We start from the raw sequence: 20,165 nt of genomic DNA, 5'->3' as shown, positions 1-20,165 counted from the left end.
TTTATGAGAGGTTTAGTTCTGCCGAATGGCTTCTAGGAGTCTTTTACCAAAACAAACCCTAAAACAGAATCCTTCAGGACTCAGAACTCCTTACAGACTATTTTCTATCCCTTTGCTGAAAGCATCAATGAAGGCGTGTTTGAGTACGTTGATGAAGGTCTTCCAACTGTTGGTCTGTGGGTTGTTGAGATTGCCTTTAATGGGAATTTGGGTAGCAATCTGGTCGCGGGGCTGGTTTTCGGCGGCCTCGGTGAAGACACCAATCACGGCTTCTTTCACGGCGCTCAGGATGCCACCTTCTTTCTTGTCTTTCTTCCAGTTCAGAACCTTTACCTCTTCAAAGAAAGGTTTGATGTAGCCGTCTAGCTTACCATCTGTTGCCTTCAACTCTGCGTACATGTCCAGCTTGCCGCGTTCCACGTCAAACTTGGCGTAGGCTTTGATGAAGTTATTCAGGCTGGTGAGGTTTACGCCCGTTAACTGACAATCGGCATCAAAATCGGGGATGCGTTTGAGGGCGTTCACCTGCATCTTTCCTTTCAGAGTGCCACCGCCAATAGACTTACCGCTTACTGTGACCGAAGAAGGCAGCTTTTTACCTACTTTCTCCACATTGGCCAGGTTGAGGGCTACCAGTTCCATGCTACTGATATGGAACCGGACATCGGGCGAGGCGCTGAAATCCATAAACGCGAACTTACCATTGTGCACCTCATAGCGGTTGATGGTGATAGGCATCAGGTCTTTGACTACTTCAGTCCAATGGTCAAGGCTAGGGTCCTCTTTGGAATTGCCGGTCGAGGAACTGGTCACCATATTCAACACCGGTCCGGTCATGAAAACCTCGCCTACCAGTTTGCCTTTGAACAGTGACTTCCACTCAATGGATAAATCGGTGTGCGGAATGGTCAGGAATGGGTACTTGGGGTTGCCTTTTTCTTCTTTCAAAACCAACCCTTCTATCTGGTACGCCCCCCGAATGAGCGCGATGTCTACGTCTTCCACGTAGCCAGTATAGCCGGGCAGTTCCTCCAAGGTCTTGTTCACGTACTTCTTCACAATGAACGGAAGCGCAATTCTGAAAGCCAGCAGCAAGACCACCACTGCTAGTCCTATCTTAAATGGTTGTGTGAGCCGAATAGCCATTTCTATTTAAGTTATGGTGCTACTTATCTTCTCTCCGCTTTTCGGTGAATACGCAAGCAGACGGAGTGCAGTTAACAGACGGCTAATCAACCCCTGTTTCTGAACTCATCCCCTCCAAAGCCTGTTTCTCCATCAGCAGAGTGGCTTATTTTCCAGAAAGCAGCACGAAATCAAAATTTCTGGTTCAGAACTCTGCATTTAAGACTCAGCACTCTTTCCGTACCTTTGCCCAAATATTAGTATTCCCTTGAACGCCGCTCCTAAAATCCTGCTCATTACGCCGCCGCTTACGCAGCTGAACACGCCTTATCCGGCCACGGCCTACATCAAAGGCTTTTTGTGCGGCCGCGGGTTTGATGTGACCCAAGCCGATTTCGGGCTGGAACTGGTGTTGCGCCTGTTCTCCCGCAAGGGCTTGAACCAGGTGTTCCAGGCCATTCTGGACGGCACCTATGAATTGTCAGACAACAGCCAGCGGATGCTGCGCCTGCGCAAGTCCTACCTGGATACTATTGAGCCGGTCATCCGTTTCCTGCAAGGCCGTGACAGCACCTTGGCGCACCCAATTGCAATGGGTTCTTTTCTTCCGGAGGCCAGTCGTTTCGTGCAACTAGCTGATTTGGAAGAAGCCTTCGGGACTATGGGCATTACAGACCGCGCCCGGCACCTGGCCACGCTGTACCTGGAGGATTTAGCTGATTTGATTAAAGAGACCGTTTGCCCGCACTTCGGCTTCAGTCGTTACGCGGATAAACTGGCCATGAGCGCCACCTCCTTTGACCCTTTGGAGGAGGAACTGCAGACCACGCCTAATCTGGTAGACCAGATGCTGTTGGGTCTACTTGACGAGCGGATGCAAGAAGTTCAGCCCGAGGTGGTTGGGTTTACGGTGCCTTTTCCCGGAAATTTGTACGGGGCATTGCGGCTGGCGCAGTTCATCAAGCAGAAATACCCGCACGTGAAAACCCTCATGGGCGGCGGCTACCCCAATACAGAATTAAGGAGCCTGCGCGAGCCCCGCATCTTCTACTATATTGATTTTATCACCTTAGATGACGGTGAAGGTCCGTGGCTCAAACTGCTGCAGCATTTCCAAGGCCAACGTGACCTGGAGCAACTGCAACGCACGTTCCTGCTGCTTAACGGCGAGGTTCAATATATCAACGGCTCCACTGATGCGGATATTCCGCACACGGAAGTAGGCACGCCTGATTACAGTGACCTGAAATTACACGAATACCTGAGCGTGGTGGAGGTACTGAACCCAATGCACCGCCTTTGGAGCGATGGACGATGGAACAAGCTCACCATCGCTCACGGCTGCTATTGGAAACGCTGCTCCTTCTGCGATATCACCCTAGATTATATCTCCCGTTACGAGACCGCTCCGGCCACCTTGCTGGTAGACCGCATTGAACAGATTATCGCACAGACAGGACAAACGGGTTTTCACTTTGTAGATGAAGCCGCACCTCCTTTGGCGTTGCGTGACCTAGCTATTGAATTGCTGCGCCGAGGCGTGAAAATTACCTGGTGGGGCAACATTCGCTTTGAAAAAACCTTCTCCGCTGATCTTTGTCGATTGCTAGCCGCCAGCGGTTGTATTGCTGTATCTGGAGGGTTGGAAGTGGCCTCTGACCGCTTGCTGGCGAAGATGGAAAAAGGCGTGAGCATAGCCCAGGTAGCCCGTGTGACGCGTGATTTCACCGCCGCCGGCATCATGGTGCACGCGTACCTCATGTACGGTTTCCCTACTCAGACTGCACAGGAGACAATCGATTCCTTAGAAGTGGTGCGGCAGCTGTTTGAACAGAATGTTATTCAGAGTGGGTACTGGCACCGGTTCTCCATGACGGCGCATAGCCCTGTCGGTAAGAATCCAGAGAAATACGGCGTAGTGAAAGTAGGTCCGGAACCAGGTTTGTTTGCGGATAACGATTTATGGCACGAAGACCCGCAAGGTGCCGACCATGAGCTTTTCGGGGCTGGTTTGGCGAAAGCGCTGTATAACTACATGCACGGCATTGGGTTGGAAGAGCCGCTATCATTCTGGTTTGACTTCAAGGTGCCGCGTGCCTCCCACCCAAAGAACATGATTGCCCAAGCCGTGGAAGCCATCGGCAAACCGGATTCAGAGAAGCAGAACCTCCGCGTACTGTGGCTTGGTAATGCCCCGGAAATTGAGTTGGTGACCAAAACAAAGAAAGGCCGCACCTTCCAAAACGCCATCCTCACCTTCACTGAGAAAACTGAGGAGTACGAAATCAGAACCTCACCTGAAGTAGGGCAATGGCTACATACCTGGCTTACCCGCCTGTCGGAGGATTACGGCAGTAAATACTTACTGAAAGATATGGCCGCCGATTACCCCAATGGTCAAATGTTCACCTTCCAAGAGTTCCTGATTATGGATACCTGGCTGGACTTGCGGGAAAGAGGGTTGCTGGTAGTGTAAAGCTAATGGCGTAGACACTCGTAATGTCCGCAGGTCCTACGAGTGTCTATGCTTACACCTCCTCCTGCATGTACAGATCGCGCTGTACGTCTTCGCCTAAGATAAAGGTCAACTCTCCTGCTTCCTTGAAACCGTACTTATGGTAAAACCGGATGGCGCGTTCATTGCTTTCCCATACGGTAAGCCACACCACATCATGGCCGTTTTGCGCAGCGCGTTCTAAGCTCATTTTCATCAAAGTATCTCCTAAACCGCAGCCAGTCCAGGCTTGCAGTAAATACAACCGGCTAATCTGGAGTGGGTTCTTTCCAGAGATTTCAGTTGGAGCCGGTCCTGTGTTCCATTTGATGTAGGCAACGGCCTCTCCTTCTGCTTCAACAATCAGGAACTCCGTGTTGGGGTCCGCTAACTCTGCCGCTTGCAGTTCGGGGGCGTACATGGTGGGTTTAAAAGCAGCCATGTCCTCGGGTTTGTTATAGGCGGCGAAGGTCTCGTCAAAGGTTCGCCAACCTAAATCAGCAAGCAGGTGGGCATCGGCGGAGGTACCGCTGCGGAAAGTAATAGAAGCAGGAAGTGAAGCAGACATTTGATAAAATTTCTGGCAAAGATACGGAAGAAGAATCGGTGATGCCCCGGCCCATGGAAATCTAGCGCAAGAAGCTCGTTCTAAGGCTACTTTTCAGAATTCGGCCCTGAAACCCTTAAGGGCAAAAGCCCTTTTAAACGTGAAAAATGGCAGAATCACACGTTATTTATACACTTTCTAATTGGGTATGTGCGTATACTAGTAGTTGAATTCGTAACCCAACCTAGATTTATATGCCCCAAGATAATTTCCCCGACCAACATCTTCCGGAGGGCGAGGGTGGTCAAACACAACATTCAGACGCACGGCGTACTTTCCTAAAGCAATCTTCCCTTTTAACGGCACTGGCCCTAGCTCCCTCAGCCGCCATCAAAGCCGCTGAACTGAAATTTGAGGAGAAAGTAGCGGCGGTGTTTGAGCAGGTGAAGGTCACCTTGGACATCAACGGCAAAAAGCAGAAACTATCGGTAGAGCCCCGTACCACGCTGCTAGATTTGCTGCGCGAGCAATTGCACCTCACCGGCACCAAAAAAGGCTGCGACTACGGGCAGTGCGGCGCCTGCACCGTGCACGTAGATGGGCAGCGCGTTTTGTCTTGCCTTACTTTAGCCCCTATGGTGGACGGAAAAGAAATCACCACCATTGAAGGCCTCGCCGATGGTGACAAACTCCACCCCATGCAGGAAGCCTTTATCAAGCACGATGGATTCCAGTGCGGGTACTGCACCCCGGGCCAGATTATGAGCGCGGTGGCGTGCATCAAAGAAGGCCACGCCGATTCAGACGATGAAATCCGCGAGTACATGAGCGGAAACATCTGCCGGTGCGGCGCTTACCCCAACATTGTGAATGCCATCAAAGAGGTTAAAAACGGAGGGCACAAAGTATGATTGGTTTTCAATATGTGAAGCCCAGCAAACCCAAGGCAGCCATTGATACGGTAGCCAAGGACCAGACAGCCATGTTCATCGCCGGAGGCACCAACCTGGTGGACCTCATGAAGCGCGGAGTCATGAACCCCGAGAAACTGGTAGACATCAACAAACTTCCGCTCCGGAAAATAGAAAGGGAAAACGGTAACGTGCGCATTGGGGCTTTGGCCTTGAACGGCGCCGTGGCCGAAGACAAACTGGTGCTGGAAAAGCATCCGTTGCTTTCCCAGGCGTTGAACGCGGGTGCCTCGGCGCAGCTCCGGAACATGGCAACAGTGGGTGGCAACATGATGCAACGTGTGCGCTGCCCGTATTTCTATGATACCGCCATGCCCTGCAACAAACGCGAACCCGGTACCGGCTGCAGCGCCATTGGCGGTTACAACCGTATGCATGCCATTTTTGGGCATAGCGACAAATGCATTGCCGTGAACCCGAGCGACATGAACGTAGCCTTGGTGGCGCTAGATGCAACAGTGCTGGTTTCTGGCCCCAAAGGCGACAGAAAAATTCCGTTTGCGGAGTTCCACCGTTTGCCTGGCGACACCCCCCAAATCCACACCAACCTGCAACAAGGTGAGTTGATCATGGCCGTAGATGTTCCGGAAAACCCCTACACCAAAAACGTCAACTACCTCAAGGTACGTGACCGGACTTCCTATGCCTTTGCGTTAGTGTCCGTGGCAGCAGCCTTGGACATGGATGGCAGTAACATCAAATCGGCGAGATTGGCGATGGGCGGAGTGGCGCACAAACCATGGCGTTTGAACGAAGCCGAGCAGTTCCTGGCCGGAAAACCCGCGAACGAAGCCACCTTCCGGCAGGCCGCCGAGATAGCTATGCGTGGCGCGAAAGCATTTGAGCACAATAAATTCAAACTCACTTTAGGTCCTAACACCATTGTACAGGCCCTGAAAAACGCATCGGGCGTTGCTTAACCCTTCTTCCTTATGAAAGATTATTTCTTCCAAGATACCGTTGGTAAGCCGATGGACCGGGTAGATGGCCGCCTGAAAGTAACGGGTGCCGCCAAATACTCCGCTGAATATGAGTTGCCTAACATGGCGCACGCCGTGTTGGTGGGCAGCACCATTGCCAAAGGCAGCATCAAAAGCATAGACACCAAAAGAGCCGAGAATGCGCCCGGTGTTATAGCGGTGCTGCATTACCAGAACTCGCCCAAAGTGCCCGGCTACGCCCAGGAGGCGCACCCCACAGAACCCAAACCGGCAGGCAAACCCCTCCAGGTTTTCATTGACAACAAAATCCACTTCAACGACCAACCCATTGCGGTAGTAGTGGCCGATACCTTGGAACGGGCCATGTACGCGGCAAAATTGGTAAAGGCGCAGTACAACGAAGACAAACACGCCACCGATTTCAACCAAAACGTACCCAAAGCGTTCCTGCCCACTGCGGCCCAGCGCAACCCCAAACACGGGCTCAACGACTACACCCGTGGAAAAGTAGATGCTTATAAAACCGAGCCGCTGAAGATTGAAAGCGAGTACGTGATCCCCACGGAGTTCCACAACCCTATGGAGTTGCAGTCCATCATCGCGCATTGGGAGGCAGACAACAAACTGACCGTTTACGACAAAACGCAGGCGGTTATTGGCACCCAGAACGCCTTTGCCAAGGATTGGGGAATCCCGGTCGAAAACGTGAAAGTGATTGCCACGTTTGTGGGAGGTGCTTTCGGGAACGGGTTGCATACCTGGCCGCACGAAACTGCCGCCATTATTGCCGCCAAGAAAGTAAATCGTCCCGTAAAGCTGATGCTCACCCGCGAGCAGATGTTTACCATGGTGGGCTATCGGCCGCACGCTTGGCAGAAAGTGGGCATGAGCGCCACCAAAGACGGCAAGATCACCGCCATCACGCACGAGGCCATTGGGCAGACGTCTACCTACGAGGAGTTCACTGAGTCTACCCTGCAGCAGACGCGCATGATGTACACCAGCCCCAATGTGACTACCCGTTACCGTATTCTGCCTTTGGACGTGAGTACGCCCATCTGGATGCGCGGTCCGGGCGAAGCTACCGGTGCCTTCGCGCTGGAAAGTGCGTTAGACGAGATGGCGTACGTGCTGGGCATTGATCCGCTGGAATTCCGCTTGATCAACCATACTGATAAAGACCCGGAGAAGAACCTGCCTTGGTCCACCAAGTATTTGAAGGAGGCCATGCAGATGGGCGCCGAGAAGATTGGTTGGAACAAGCGCCAGCTGAAACCTGGACAGGTGAAAAACGGCGAATGGCTGGTAGGCTATGGCATGGGTGTAGGCACCTTCGGGGCGAACCGCGGCCGGGCCAAAGTGAAAGCCACCTTGCACAAAGACGGTACGTTGGTGATGCAAAGCGCCACCACAGATATTGGTCCGGGAACCGGAACCGCCATGGTGCAGATTGCCGCGCAGAATCTGGGCTTGCCACCGGAGAAAATTGTGTTTGAACTGGGTAACTCTCTGTACCCTCCTTCGCCCAGCCAAGGTGGTTCTGCCACAGTAGCTACGGTGGGTTCAGCGGTGCATGCGGTGTGCCAGGTCCTGAAGCAGCGGTTAACCAGCATGGTAGCCGGTAACGCCGATACCAGCTTCAAAGGAGCTACCATGGAAAACCTGACGTTCAAAGACGGGTACGTTTCCGTAACGGCCTCCCCTTCTGCCCGGCTTTCCTTCGCGGATATCCTGAAACAGCAGAACTTGCCAGAAATAGAAGTCACCGAAGAATCTTCCCCTGACGGCAGCCTTCGGCAGAAATACTCCATGTACTCGTTTTCGGTGCATTTTGCCGAAGTGCAGGTGCATCCGTTAACTGGGCAGACGCGCGTAACCAACCTGGTTTCCTGCGCAGACGCGGGTACCATCATCAACGCCAAGACGGCCGGAAACCAGATGATTGGCGGCGCGGTTGGCGGTATTGGCATGGCCTTAACCGAAGGGGCTGTGATTGACCACCGATTCGGGCGGTATGTGACCAAGGATTTTGCCGAGTACCACGTGCCCGTTCACGCCGATGCGCCGAACATCTCGTCTTTGTTCGTGAACAAACCGGACCTCATCAACAACCCGAACGGTACCAAAGGCATCGGGGAGATCGCCATCATTGGTGTAGCCCCAGCCATTGCCAACGCCATCTTCAACGCCACCGGCAAACGGATACGTGAATTACCAATCACGCCGGATAAACTGATGATGACCTAAGTTAAACACAGCTTATAAACAGAAAAGCCGCTCTACTATGCAGAGCGGCTTTTCTGTTTTCGGATTGTTTTGGTCAAAACAGCCCATAACAGGCATTTCTTAGTAGCGGTAGCCAGGAAAATACTTAATGTCTAGAACCATGTAATCTTCATCATGGCCCGTTCCGCTCATGGTATCTCCGCCGTCATCTACTATCTCTTTTACTTCAATAAGTCCATAGATCACCCAAGAATTATCAAAAGGATAATGCGCCTTGAAGGCATACATGTCACCTGCTTTCACTCCAATCATTGAGTAGTCTGCGAGACCATGCTGCTTCATTCCTAAGGCAATCTGGTTGGGTTGATTCCAGTTCTTGGCACCAGCAGGCACTTTCACAAAACTTGCTTGTCTACCACCACTGTTATCCCCGGATGTAAATGCATGGTAAAATGCGTTATCAGACCAACTTCTGGGAGAACTTATGTTTTGGACTAGCGCAAACGGAGACCTACCCTTTTCATTTACCAACGCTTGTCGTGGAAAGTCACCAATTCTGTAATCAACAATAATGAGCGAATTTGCTTCGCTACTCCAATAGTTGTACAGTTTCAAGCCTGTATAAACCAAAGGTTCTGCAATTGTCAGTTTTATTTCAGGAGCCTTGCCGGTAAGTGGGTCTTTGTAGATTGTGCCGTCCTCCTCAACTGCTTCTACCGTCAGGACAATGTCTTCACCAGGTTTGGCTTGCAGTACATAGTTGTTGACTAAGTACTCAAGCGTGTACTCGTTTACCCATACTCCATTCTGCTGCGTGAGTTGACCACTGCTTACCATCAAGTGCCAATCACGTCCTCGGAGATTGTCATAAACTTTAAAGTCTTTTATTCCCTGGTTTGTCTCGAACCGGAAGTTATAGCGGATGGTATCTCCTGTGTACACGCGCATTTCTGTGGCGGGTTTATCTTTGGGCAGATACCCGTCATTGGTGAATTTGGAATAGACCACCGTGGAGGTAAGCTTTGAGTAAGGAACAGGAGCTGGTTCGTCCTCATCTGAACAGGAGCCCATTAATAAGGGCGCGGCCAGAAGCCATAAGAGTTGGAAAAGTTTTTTCATGGGTACTAAGGGTTAGATAGAGCGTTACCTGTCACTTAAATTCCAACTGCATCTGATATGCCCAACCAATTCCACACTCTTTAGACAGGAACTTGCCCAGAGCAAAGACCATTCCAGACGTATTTACCCCTAGCTTCTTCGTTAGCATTTTTATCCCCTTCTGTCACCTGCTTCAACAACAAACTGAAATACAGATAACTATGCATTAAAAAAGCAAAAGGAAACTTGCTTCTCCTTGCAACCTCTTTCTTTTCTCCGGAATCTCCTTTATAACACAACCCTTTGCCAATCGCTAACGCTATGAAATCCTTGCTGGCATTTATCTTCATTTTAGTCTTGTTTTTGACAAAAGCGACTGCACAGGCTGTCTGGACTCCTAGTCCGCCTCTTAGCTCCACTTTCGCCAACACCACCAGCATCGCTATTAGCCCGATAAATGATAAAATTTTCATTGGGTCTACCGATGCGGGTATCCTTACCTCTGACGATGGCAGAACCTGGCAGCAGGTATTGCCGCACGCAGTAGTTAGTATCCTGGCCAAAGCAGACGGAACCCTGTTGGCGGGCGGAAAAGGAGTTGTTTACCGCTCCACAGACCAAGGCCAGAACTGGAGCTCTCACCGGATTGGCAGTGAGTACTCCATCAGGAAAATTGTTGCTGACAGTGAGGGAACGCTGTATTTGGTTACCGGAGACATGGGCGAAGACGGCAGTGAGGAAGAATTCTACGTAGGCGATGGGGTGTTCACCTCTACTGATAATGGCCAAACCTGGACGAAAGCTAACCAAGGCATGACGGGTACCTTTAGTGCCTGGACCTTGGCTGTGGGTAAGAATGACCAGGTGTACGTGGGTACCCATGACGGAAACGGACGGCAAAACACTAAGATAGGTTTATATACCCGCCAAAAGCGGCAAACCACCTGGCAACCCGTTGACATAAAGTTTAGGGAGATTGACAATTTCAATGTGGCGTACCTGCATTCCATTGCGGTAGATGAAAATGACAGCCTGTATGTTGGGGTGTCTGGAAGTTCGGGTAGTTTGGCGGTGGAAGGCACCCTAAAATCGGCGGACAGGGGTCAGACGTGGCGTCCTTTGTACCTCACCCACAATACCACTTGGAATTACTGGCACCAACCCGTGGCCCACAGCTTTTACGTGAGTAAAAACGGCACCCTTTGGACCAGCAACTGGCCCAGCCGCGGAATCCTGATTTCCAAAGACAAAGGATTGACTTGGGAAAGGGATATGCAGAATATTGGAACCCCGCCTTATGCCTCCAGTCTGCAGCATTTCCAGTTTGCCGAAAACAGAAACCACCGAATTTTCGCCTTACAGCCTTTTGATAATGTGGTGTACTCCAAAATCTACCTGTTAGGCTCTGATAAACCTTCTGATGACCATTCGTTTTCTCTGGAGGCTTTTCCTAACCCGTTCCAAGACAAGTTGAATTTACGGTTTACTCTTCCGGTGGCTTCTGTTGTACAAATTCAGGTGACAGATGCCAAAGGAGCTATGGTTTGCAAACAAGAGTATAAAGTACCTGCCGGAGTCAATACCCTGCATTGGAAGTCTCCTCAGTCCGTCCCTGGTATCTATCACGTTTCTCTGAAAACCGACACTTTCCAGAAAACCAGAAAGGTTGTTCTACTGCCTTAATCCCGGAACCCACACAAAAAGCCCCACCTGTTTCAAAGCCGATTTCATAGAAATGACTTCAAAACAAGTAGGGCTTTCTTTTACGTTTAACCAAGCTTAGTCGCGCTTGCTTTTCAGCAGCTTGCGCAGCTCAGCTAACTCGTCGCGGTACTTGGCAGCTTGCAGGAAGTCCAGCTCTTTGGCGGCAGCTTCCATCTGCTTCTCAGTTTTCTTGATGACCTTCTCCAACTCGTCTTTCTTCATGTACTGCACCACCGGATCGGCGGCAACCGACATCAAGCTTTCATCTGGTCCAGCGTACACCTTCGGCTCTTTAGTTCGGTTAGAGTCTGCTACAGAGGTTTGCTCCATAATCGCTTCCTTCGACTTCAGGATGGTTCTTGGCGTGATGCCGTGCTCCAGGTTGTATTCCATCTGTACCGCACGACGGCGGTTGGTCTCGTCAATGGCACGTTGCATAGAGCCTGTCATTCGGTCAGCGTACATGAGCACCTTGCCGTTCTCGTTCCGGGCGGCGCGGCCGATGGTCTGAATCAAAGAACGTTGGTCACGCAGGAAACCTTCTTTATCGGTATCCAGAATGGCCACCAAACTCACTTCCGGTAAGTCAAGACCCTCGCGCAGCAAGTTTACGCCTATGAGCACGTCAATAATGCCCAGACGCAACTCACGCAGAATTTCTACCCGCTCCAGAGACTTCACCTCAGAGTGGATGTACTTCACCTTAATGTTGAGGCGCTCCATGTATTTGGTCAACTCCTCGGCCATGCGTTTGGTCAGAGTAGTTACCAAGACGCGGTCACCACGTTTGATGCGGTTATCCACTTCGTCCAGCAAATCGTCAATCTGGTTTTGACTAGGCCTGATCTCAATCTCCGGATCCAACAAACCGGTTGGGCGGATGATCTGCTCCACCACCACGCCTTCAGATTTCTGGATCTCGTAATCGCCTGGCGTGGCGCTCACGAAGATAACCTGGTGCATCACGCTCTCAAACTCATTGAAGGTGAGCGGACGGTTGTCCATGGCGGCAGGCAGACGGAAGCCGTACTCCACCAGCGCGGTCTTGCGCGAGCGGTCACCGCCCCACATGGCGCGCACCTGCGGCAGCGTGGCGTGGCTCTCGTCAATCACCATCAGGAAATCATCGGGGAAATAATCCAGCAAACAGAACGGGCGGGCACCAGGCTCCCGGCGGTCAAAATAACGGGAGTAGTTCTCAATACCGGAGCAGTAGCCCAATTCGCGAATCATCTCTAAGTCAAACTCGGTACGCTCTTTTATACGCTTGGCTTCGTTATCCCGACCCTCCTTCAGGAAGTACTCGTGCTGGGCCACCATGTCAAACTGAATCTCGTTGATGGCCTGGTTCAAGGTGTCTTTGCCGGTCACGAAGAGGTTGGCAGGGAACAGGGAAATGCCTTCTTCATCGGCAATCTTCTTTCCACTTTGCGGGTCAATGCGCTGGATAGACTCAATCTCATCGCCCCAAAAATAAATTCTGTAGGCGAAATCAGCGTAAGCCGGATAAATATCCACAGTATCGCCTTTCACCCGGAAGGTTCCACGTGTGAATTCCACCTCGGTGCGGCTATAAAGAATAGACACAAACTGGTACAACAGGTTGTTGCGGCTCACTTTCATGCCCGGGGCCAACGGAATCACGTTCTTCCCAAATTCCTCTGGGTTACCAATACCGTAAATGCAGCTCACCGACGCCACCACAATTACATCTCTTCTACCAGAAAGCAAGGCCGAGGTGGCGTGAAGCCGTAGCTTCTCAATCTCCTCGTTGATGGCCAGGTCCTTCTCAATGAATACATCAGAAGAAGCAATGTAGGCCTCGGGCTGATAGTAGTCATAGTAGGAGATGAAGTACTCTACCGCATTATTGGGGAAAAACTGCTTGAACTCACCGTAGAGCTGCGCGGCCAGGGTTTTGTTGTGGCACAACACCAGCGTAGGCTTTTTCACCTCCTGGATCACGTTGGCCACGGTAAAGGTTTTACCCGTACCGGTGGCACCCAGCAACACCTGCGCGTGCTCACCCGTCCGGATGCCGCGCACCAACTCCTGGATGGCTTTGGGCTGATCGCCGGTAGGTTTGAATTCTGATGTTAATTGAAAATCCATAGAGGAACTAAATACGATCAAAGGTAACGTATTATAACACCAAGCTGCGCAAGAGAGTTTAGCTTCTTGCTAAATTTACTAGTGTTTGCGGCTTACTTTACTAAAATAAAGCCAGAAACGCCGCTTTGGGCAAAGCGGCGTTTCTGTTTTCTAGGTTGAAAGATGTTGAATATGCTTACTCACATGGGGTCTCGCTAACGGAGAGCAACTTCACATGCGGATAAATGATAGGGATAAAGCCCGGGCAATCTGGCGCATCATCATCTGAAAGTGATCTCATAGTAATATAGAGTCGCTTGCCAGGCACTTGGTACACGGGGTAAAGGTCAAAAGTGTTAACGTACACCGTATCATTGCTAGGCTTGGCATCTACTATACTGGCAGCAGCAGTATCTAAAACGGCCAATACGGTACCGCAGCCTTGGTCTAAGACCACCGCCTCAAAACAATCACTGGTTACTTCCTCTTCTTTACAGCTGGCAAAGGATAATAATCCAGCTAGTCCCAGAAACGCTACTATTCCTTTTCTCATGTATTCTGTTGCTCTGATTTATTGATATTGAAGATACTTTCAGGATTTTGGAGAGTCAAGGCAAAAGTAAAGTATTTCTTTTTATTCTTTTATCTGCCAGTGCTTTCTTTGCTTGTTCTTTCACGGCAGCAATCATGTTTTCTTCTTTTTCGCTTACAACGTCCTTTATCTCTTCTTTCAGCCATAGGGCAGACGTTCCCACATAAAGTGGAACAGAGAATAACAATGCCCATGTTCTTACTACTTTGGGGAGAGAGCAAGTCTTGTTCATAATGGTAAAGAAACTAGGTAAGCGCATGCCTTGTTAGTGAAGACCGCTAAGCAAAGGCATACCCCTACTGCTGTTAAGTAAAAAAGTAATTATTTGGCAAGGCGCCATCTGCCGCCTATACTCACCCCAAGTTGATAAGGGTTGACCTGCTGCTGTTCTTCCCGCACCAAGGGGGTAAGGGAATAAGTAAATTCAGGCGCTATGAGAATACTCATCTTCTTGGTCACGTTGTATCCAACCCCTATGGAGGTTGTAGTTGCCCATTGCAGCGTACGGTAAGGAGAGTCCTTGTCATTGAGACCATAGGAAACCGCCGTTACCTGGTCTGTCTCGGGTACAATAGAGTTCTGCACTAACAGGTTCATGTTCACCCCGCCCGAGAAAAGGGCGTAGGCTTTTTTGATGTTGACCCTATAAGCCAACCTAAGCGGTAAACCCACCTGTTGATATCTGTACTTGGTATTGTATTGGCTGGTCCGGTTCACTACCACCGGCTGGGCTCTGGATTCATCCCTAAAGGCATTGGTCACTAACGGAGCGCTTTTCCCGTCAAGTTCATTTGCGTACCCTGCGGTGTTGGAAGGCAGATACCCTCCAGGGTAAACCAAATAAGACTGAGTGGTCATGGCCTCATTTTGCGTGTACAGAACTCCGGTTTCTACCTGCCACTTGTCATTGATCCGGTAACTGGCTCCTACCAAAGCGGAGTAAGAATAAGTAGGGGTATAGCTTTCATTGTATTCCTCTACCGCCTGTTGGTACTGCTGATACACCTGTGATTGCCCTATTGCCGCGTCGTTCATAGAGGAATTGTTACCGATTTTCACCGGAGCATAAGCATATTGGGGACTATACGCCATAGTTACGCTCCACCTGTAAACGTCAGCATCTTCTGCTTCATTGCCTTTCTTGGCGGGCTGAGTTTGGGCTACACCCGTCACCGAGGCCTCCTTCTGGGCTAAAATGCTTCTCTGAGACGCTTTATCCAAGGAATCAACCTTTATTGGTAAGTTCCTGAGCGAAGGTAGATTGGTTGCCAAAGATCTGGTAAAAGGCTTCTCTGCCCCGCTTTGCGTAAAGGAGTTCCCAAAAGGTGTAGACTCCACAGGTGCCTTTGCTGGTGCTATAGGGGTACTTTCAAGCAGTACTTCTGTAGCAAGCGGAGTTGGTTTAACCTTTTGCAGCGCCACTAATCCTTCTTCTATTTTTCCTTCTTCCGCCGGTACAGAGGAGCTGCTTGTACCTAAAGAGTTCCTTACATCTAAGCCAAGCGGTTTAGAAGGGACTCTGTTTGGGGACTGGTTTTCAGCAAAACGGCTTGAAATAGAAGCTATCTGCCCGTCATCTTCTGTTGATTTTTCTTGAACGGTCACTACAGACTTGCCGACACCAGTAGCTGCGGGCTCCTCAGAAGCAGAGCCAACGGCAGAAGTTTTATCTTTTGGGGTTTGCAAAGTGGCTAAAGTGCCTGCTTGCTGGCCTATCCCTGTTGACTCAGAGTTTTGCTGCCAAAGCACAATACCCGCCGAGATAAGCAGCAACAGGAACGCTGCGGCCAAGGAGCGGTACCATATCACTTGCCGCCGATAACGTTGCAAATCATGGTTTTCCAATTCACGGTCTATGCTCTCCCAAATTCGGGACGGAGGTGCGCTCTCAGCGTCAGAAAAGCCATTCCGGAAGATGTCTTCCACAGACTGGCCTTTTTCGTTCTCAGCCGGTGACTTTTTCATGGTACTGTTGTTTAAGCCGCAACAAGGCCTGCCGTAAGCTGGCGCGGGCGCGGGAATACTGTGACTTGGAGGTGCTTTCAGTGATTTGGAGCATCTCTCCTATCTCTTTATGAGAAAAACCTTCGATGGCGTACAGGTTGAACACTGCCTGATACCTGGGCGGCAGTCCCCGTACTAACTCCAGCAGTTCTTCGTAGGCAAACTGGCTGTCAATGTTGTCGTGCTCAGAAACATCATCCCATTCCTCTTCCTGGTCGGTTACCATCAGGTGCCGGTTCGTGCGTTGGTGTTTCAGGGCCGTATTGATCACAATCCGTTTAATCCAGAACTCCAGCGGGCAATCGCCCTTGAAGTTCCGGAGGTACAGGAAAAATTTTACAAAAGAGTCCTGCAGAATATCCTCCGCCTCAAAATCTGTGCGGGCATACCGTTTACTCACGGCCAGCATCTTGCCTGCGTACCTTTGGTACAGCAAGTGCTGGGCGTCCCGTTTGCCAGCCACAGCCTTTTTGATCAGGTCTGCTTCGCTAGGATCTTTTGGTTTGAAAAGTTTCAACGGAGGGTCACTTAAATGATCTTCTATTGGTAAGAGCCTTTATCTGCCCCATTGGTTGCATGGCATTTCCCGGAAAAGAAAATTTATTTCACGCATCCTCATGGACCTTGTGCGCACAGGAAAGATACCTAGAAAAACAGGCAGATGCCAATAAAGGAAGGAGATTGACTTACGACCGCTTTAAGGCCATTCAAAGTAAACTAGGCTATATACAGATTAGCTATTCCAGATTTGCCAGGCAACCTCGGCTTGGAGGCAAAGCATTTCGTACCCATTTATGATCTTGGCACCCATCTCTTTTCCACGCTTCATGAAAAGAGTCTCGGCGGGGTTGTACACCAGATCATATAGGTAATGATGAGACGAAAGCAGCTCGTATGGGATGGCTGGCGCTTCGTCTTGCTTGGGGTAGGTGCCAACCGGCGTGCAGTTGATGATAAGGGAGACGGAAGACAAGAAACTAGGCGTAAGTTCCTGATAGGTCAGGCAACCCGGCTTTTTCTCCCTTGAGACTACTTTGTAGCTAATGTTCATGTACTCTAGGGCTGCCATCACCGCTTTGGCTGCCCCACCTGTTCCCAGCACCAAGGCTTGTGACAAAGGAAAGCAGGGATAGAAGTTTTGCAGCGACTGCATGAATCCCTGATAATCTGAGTTGTGGCCAACAAGGCGGCCGTTGTCCAACTTCACCACATTCACAGCCCCAATGCGGGCTGCCGCGGGCTCCAACTCATCCAGGAATGGAATGACCACCTCTTTATAAGGAATGGTTACATTCAGCCCCTTTAAGTTAGGATGGGCTTGCAGCAACGCAGGAAACTCAGAAATGGAATCTAACTCAAAAAGGTGGTACACACTATCCTGAATCCCTTCCGTCAAAAACTTTTCTGTGAAGTATTTCTGAGAAAAAGAGTGTGATAGTCTATAACCAATGAGTCCGTATTCATTTTCCATGTCGAAGCAAGCGGTAGGTAGGCGAATGGACTAAGCTTAGTGTCCCTTTGGACTCATCTTTTGCTTCACCAACTCAATGATGGGTGGGATAATGGAAATAAGGATAATCCCGAAGATCACGAAGGAGAAGTTCTTTTTCACCGCCGGAATATTCCCGAAGACAAAGCCTGCTGCCACAAAACCTACTACCCACAAAAGACCGCCAATGACGTTATAGGACAAGAACTTGCTGTACTTCATAGTTCCCACGCCCGCTACGAACGGAGCAAACGTACGAATGATGGGGATAAAGCGGGCAAAGATGATGGTCTTGCCGCCGTGTTTTTCATAGAAAGCCTGTGTTTTCAACAGGTACTCCCGTTTCAGGAACCGGTAATCTCGTTTAAACACCTTGGGCCCAAAGTAATCACCTATGAGGTAGTTTAGGGTATCTCCCAGGAAAGCGGCCACAAAAAGCAAAATCAACAGTATCCAGACGTTCAACACACCAGTGGCCGCAAAAGCGCCGGCGGCAAACAAGAGCGAATCTCCAGGCAGAAAGGGCATAACCACCACGCCTGTTTCCACAAAAATGATGAGGAAAAGAATGGCGTAGGTCCAGGTACCGTAATCAGAGATGATCTGGCTTAAGTGCTGGTCCAGGTGTAAAAACAGGTCGATGAACTGGCGGAGTAACTCCATGAAGGTGTAGGTAGGAAGATTAGATCAATTTGTTCAATAAATCTTTGTCAAGGAAATGGGTGAAAGTATCACCTCTCAGCCCCAGACGGATGGTCTCCAAAGGTACAATCTCATTGGGCGATATGTTTCCTAAGTTCACATTAGCGCCCAACAGTTTGATGAAGAAAACCTGCTGCGCCTTTTGGGGAGCTTCCCAGATAATTTTCTCAAAAGGAATCTTGGTCAGGATTTCCTCTACCAGACCACTTCTCACCTCTCCCGTAGAACGGAAAAGCCCTACGTTTCCTGCCTCTCTGGACTCTCCTATTACTTTCCAGGCACCTGCATCCAATTCAGCCTGCATCAGGCTTATCCACTTGTAGGGTGGTATGATTTTCTGGTCATCTTTAGAACCCACCTCAGACAACACCGTCACCTGCTCGGCCAATTGGCGGATGTACTGACATTTAAGATCATGGTCCATTTCTATAGACCCGTCAGAAATCTCAGCATACGTTAACTTGTACTTGTCCAGCAACCTGCGGTAATCTTCAAACTGCCCCCGCACCACAAATGCCTCAAACAAGGTTCCTCCAAAATACACTGGAAGTCCCGCCGCTTGGTACACTTCAATCTTTTTGTCAAGATTAGGAGTAACAAAAGAAGTGGCCCACCCTAACTTAACGATGTCTACATACTCTCCGGCTACTTCTACAAAATTTTCAGTTTCTCGTAAGCTTAGGCCTTTGTCCATGGCCATGGTGAAACCGCTCTCTCTTGGTTTAGAAGTGCGTTGGGGGAGGTGGGAAAGTTCGTAGTTCATGAATTGGTTATTTGCGATACTGGTCAATCAGCCGGGCCAATGCCCGCTGAGACTCCAGCTCAGGAAAGAAATCAAAGAGAAGCTTATGCTTATCGAAGTCCAAAATTAAAGCATTTTCTAAATAATTATATGCTTGCTTATACTTTCCTGCCGCTAAACTGTAGGCGCATAGCCTGTATTGGAGCTCGGCTTCATCTGGTTGCAGCTCTAACGCGTTCAGAAGAAGGTCAATAGCGCCCTCATAATTTCCCTGTTCGTACAGAATGATAGACCAGTTCAGCCAAATATCTTTGTTTTCTGGAGCGAGGACACTGGCCTGCTCATACGCCTCCACACTGGAAATGATGTTTCCTAGCTGGTATTCTGCCGCAGCCAAAGCCAACCAGTAATCTGCATTCTCGGCATAGAAGGAAATAGCTTTGCGGTAATAATGCACCGCTTCCATCCATTTTCCTTGCAGATCCAAGATAACGCCGATCCCGAACCAGGCCTCGTCCATCTCGGGCGAAAGATCAATAGCTTTTTGGTAATATTTATGGGACAGGTCCCATTGGGAGAGTTTCTCGTAACACTCCCCTATGTTGCAAAGGATATCAGCATTGGGCTCTGTGTGCTCCAACGCTGCCTGAAATGACTCAATGGCTTTTGTAAACTCGCCCAAATACACATAGTTATTGGCGAGATTCACATATGCTGGCGCCAGATCGGGCTGGATAAGGGTTGCGTACTCATACGCGCCCACCGCTTTTTCATGGTTTCCTAGCCTGCTGTACGCCAAACCCAAGTTAAACCAGGCCATGGGCGAATAGGGGTCTTCATCTACAAACCCTTGAAAGAAGTTAATGACGTCTTCTCCTTCCCCAGTAATCTCAAGGCAATAAAGTAGCTCTTGTAGGGCCAATTCATTCTCCATGTTAAGAAGAAGGCTCTTCTTATAGTACTTCATGGCTGCCTTGAACTTGCCCCAGCTTTGGTAAGAAAGACCTATATTGAAATAGATATCGTCTTTCACCTCAGACTGGTCAACCGCTTGTTTAAAGCAGTCAATTGCCAAGGCAAAGTCTCCTTTCTGGTTGAAGATGATTCCTTTCGTCAAAGGAATATCTTCGTTATCAGGCTCCATTTGAGCTACTTCTTCCACTAAATGCAAGGCTTCATCAAAAGCACCCAACATGGCCAACACCTGTGCTTTGTCAATCAGAAGTTCAGTGGAGAAAGGATATTGCGTAATACCCACATCACAAGCTTTCAAAGCCTGGCTGTAGTTAAAGCTATTGGCATAGTAATCTATGATACTCTCGTAATCTGAGAGGTCAAAGAAAACCGTCGTATTAGCCTCCAGCATATTCTCAAACCGTTTTACCAGGTCTAGATCTTCACTGGAGAAATCTTCAAAATTATCGTTCATCTACAAGTAA

The 20,165-nt window shown here is 49.8% G+C and carries 18 protein-coding genes; 5 read left to right on the top strand and 13 right to left on the bottom strand.

The features are described 5' to 3' along the window. Positions 1 to 90: 90 nt before the first annotated feature. Positions 91 to 1,146 carry a DUF748 domain-containing protein gene (locus ACW9SV_RS14800; protein WP_479557550.1) on the bottom strand — a complete coding sequence of 352 codons (1,056 nt, stop codon included), beginning with the start codon at positions 1,144 to 1,146 and terminating at the stop codon, positions 91 to 93. A 247-nt stretch (positions 1,147 to 1,393) separates the two neighbouring features. On the opposite strand from ACW9SV_RS14800, the gene ACW9SV_RS14795 reads away from it, so the two are divergent. Beyond that, on the top strand, positions 1,394 to 3,601 hold the full coding sequence (locus tag ACW9SV_RS14795) for a B12-binding domain-containing radical SAM protein (protein ID WP_479557549.1): 2,208 nt from the start codon (positions 1,394 to 1,396) through the stop codon (positions 3,599 to 3,601). A 52-nt stretch (positions 3,602 to 3,653) separates the two neighbouring features. On the opposite strand, the gene ACW9SV_RS14790 is transcribed toward ACW9SV_RS14795, so the two are convergent. After that, positions 3,654 to 4,187 (bottom strand): N-acetyltransferase family protein, encoded by a 534-nt coding sequence (locus ACW9SV_RS14790; RefSeq protein ID WP_479557548.1) that lies wholly within the window; start codon positions 4,185 to 4,187, stop codon positions 3,654 to 3,656. A 233-nt stretch (positions 4,188 to 4,420) separates the two neighbouring features. Here ACW9SV_RS14790 and ACW9SV_RS14785 point away from each other — a divergent pair, with 233 nt between their 5' ends. From ACW9SV_RS14785 to ACW9SV_RS14775, 3 genes are read left to right on the top strand one after another with little or no spacing between them, the layout of a single operon-like run. Then, positions 4,421 to 5,077 carry a (2Fe-2S)-binding protein gene (locus ACW9SV_RS14785; protein ID WP_479557547.1) on the top strand — a complete coding sequence of 219 codons (657 nt, stop codon included), beginning with the start codon at positions 4,421 to 4,423 and terminating at the stop codon, positions 5,075 to 5,077. Next, entirely contained in the window at positions 5,074 to 6,057 is a 984-nt protein-coding gene (locus tag ACW9SV_RS14780; protein ID WP_479557546.1) for an FAD binding domain-containing protein, read from the top strand. The genes ACW9SV_RS14785 and ACW9SV_RS14780 overlap by 4 nt, the downstream gene beginning before the upstream one ends. Positions 6,058 to 6,069: 12 nt before the next feature. Further along, positions 6,070 to 8,325, top strand: a complete 2,256-nt coding sequence (locus ACW9SV_RS14775) for a xanthine dehydrogenase family protein molybdopterin-binding subunit (protein WP_479557545.1) — start codon at positions 6,070 to 6,072, stop codon at positions 8,323 to 8,325. A 99-nt stretch (positions 8,326 to 8,424) separates the two neighbouring features. Here ACW9SV_RS14775 and ACW9SV_RS14770 read toward each other — a convergent pair whose 3' ends face one another. After that, positions 8,425 to 9,423: a hypothetical protein gene (locus ACW9SV_RS14770; protein ID WP_479557544.1), complete on the bottom strand. Its 999-nt coding sequence runs from the start codon at positions 9,421 to 9,423 to the stop codon at positions 8,425 to 8,427. 80 nt (positions 9,424 to 9,503) lie between these two features. After that, positions 9,504 to 9,752, bottom strand: coding sequence for a hypothetical protein (locus ACW9SV_RS14765; protein WP_479557543.1), 249 nt, complete (start codon positions 9,750 to 9,752; stop codon positions 9,504 to 9,506). Here ACW9SV_RS14765 and ACW9SV_RS14760 point away from each other — a divergent pair. Beyond that, a complete protein-coding gene (locus ACW9SV_RS14760; protein WP_479557542.1) occupies positions 9,724 to 11,085 on the top strand; it encodes a T9SS type A sorting domain-containing protein in 1,362 nt (453 codons plus the stop codon). The two genes, ACW9SV_RS14765 and ACW9SV_RS14760, sit on opposite strands and share 29 nt — an antisense overlap. Positions 11,086 to 11,181: 96 nt before the next feature. Here the strand turns inward: ACW9SV_RS14760 and uvrB are convergent, their stop codons facing one another. The 9 genes from uvrB to ACW9SV_RS14715 all read right to left on the bottom strand — a co-directional run bounded on the left by uvrB (position 11,182) and on the right by ACW9SV_RS14715 (position 20,155). Next, positions 11,182 to 13,218: an excinuclease ABC subunit UvrB gene (gene uvrB / locus ACW9SV_RS14755; protein ID WP_479557541.1), complete on the bottom strand. Its 2,037-nt coding sequence runs from the start codon at positions 13,216 to 13,218 to the stop codon at positions 11,182 to 11,184. Positions 13,219 to 13,393: 175 nt separating this feature from the next. After that, positions 13,394 to 13,750: a hypothetical protein gene (locus ACW9SV_RS14750; protein ID WP_479557540.1), complete on the bottom strand. Its 357-nt coding sequence runs from the start codon at positions 13,748 to 13,750 to the stop codon at positions 13,394 to 13,396. 55 nt (positions 13,751 to 13,805) lie between these two features. Continuing rightward, positions 13,806 to 14,021 (bottom strand): hypothetical protein, encoded by a 216-nt coding sequence (locus tag ACW9SV_RS14745; RefSeq protein ID WP_479557539.1) that lies wholly within the window; start codon positions 14,019 to 14,021, stop codon positions 13,806 to 13,808. An 89-nt stretch (positions 14,022 to 14,110) separates the two neighbouring features. Then, positions 14,111 to 15,754, bottom strand: a complete 1,644-nt coding sequence (locus ACW9SV_RS14740) for an outer membrane beta-barrel protein (protein ID WP_479557538.1) — start codon at positions 15,752 to 15,754, stop codon at positions 14,111 to 14,113. Next, positions 15,735 to 16,310 (bottom strand): RNA polymerase sigma factor, encoded by a 576-nt coding sequence (locus ACW9SV_RS14735; RefSeq protein WP_479557537.1) that lies wholly within the window; start codon positions 16,308 to 16,310, stop codon positions 15,735 to 15,737. The genes ACW9SV_RS14740 and ACW9SV_RS14735 overlap by 20 nt, the downstream gene beginning before the upstream one ends. Before the next feature lie 216 nt (positions 16,311 to 16,526). Next, entirely contained in the window at positions 16,527 to 17,264 is a 738-nt protein-coding gene (locus ACW9SV_RS14730) for a shikimate dehydrogenase family protein (protein ID WP_479557536.1), read from the bottom strand. A 36-nt stretch (positions 17,265 to 17,300) separates the two neighbouring features. Beyond that, a complete protein-coding gene (locus ACW9SV_RS14725; protein WP_479557535.1) occupies positions 17,301 to 17,945 on the bottom strand; it encodes a DedA family protein in 645 nt (214 codons plus the stop codon). Between the two features lie 19 nt (positions 17,946 to 17,964). After that, positions 17,965 to 18,747, bottom strand: a complete 783-nt coding sequence (locus ACW9SV_RS14720; protein ID WP_479557534.1) for a phosphosulfolactate synthase — start codon at positions 18,745 to 18,747, stop codon at positions 17,965 to 17,967. A gap of 7 nt (positions 18,748 to 18,754) precedes the next feature. After that, complete coding sequence (locus ACW9SV_RS14715) at positions 18,755 to 20,155, bottom strand: tetratricopeptide repeat protein (RefSeq protein ID WP_479557533.1); 1,401 nt, start codon at positions 20,153 to 20,155, stop codon at positions 18,755 to 18,757. Positions 20,156 to 20,165: the final 10 nt, after the last annotated feature.

The sequence above is a fragment of the Rufibacter sp. JT20002 genome, from assembly GCF_056491185.1.
Note: the sequence above shows the minus strand (reverse complement) of the source record. Positions and strands in the feature narration are given on the sequence as shown.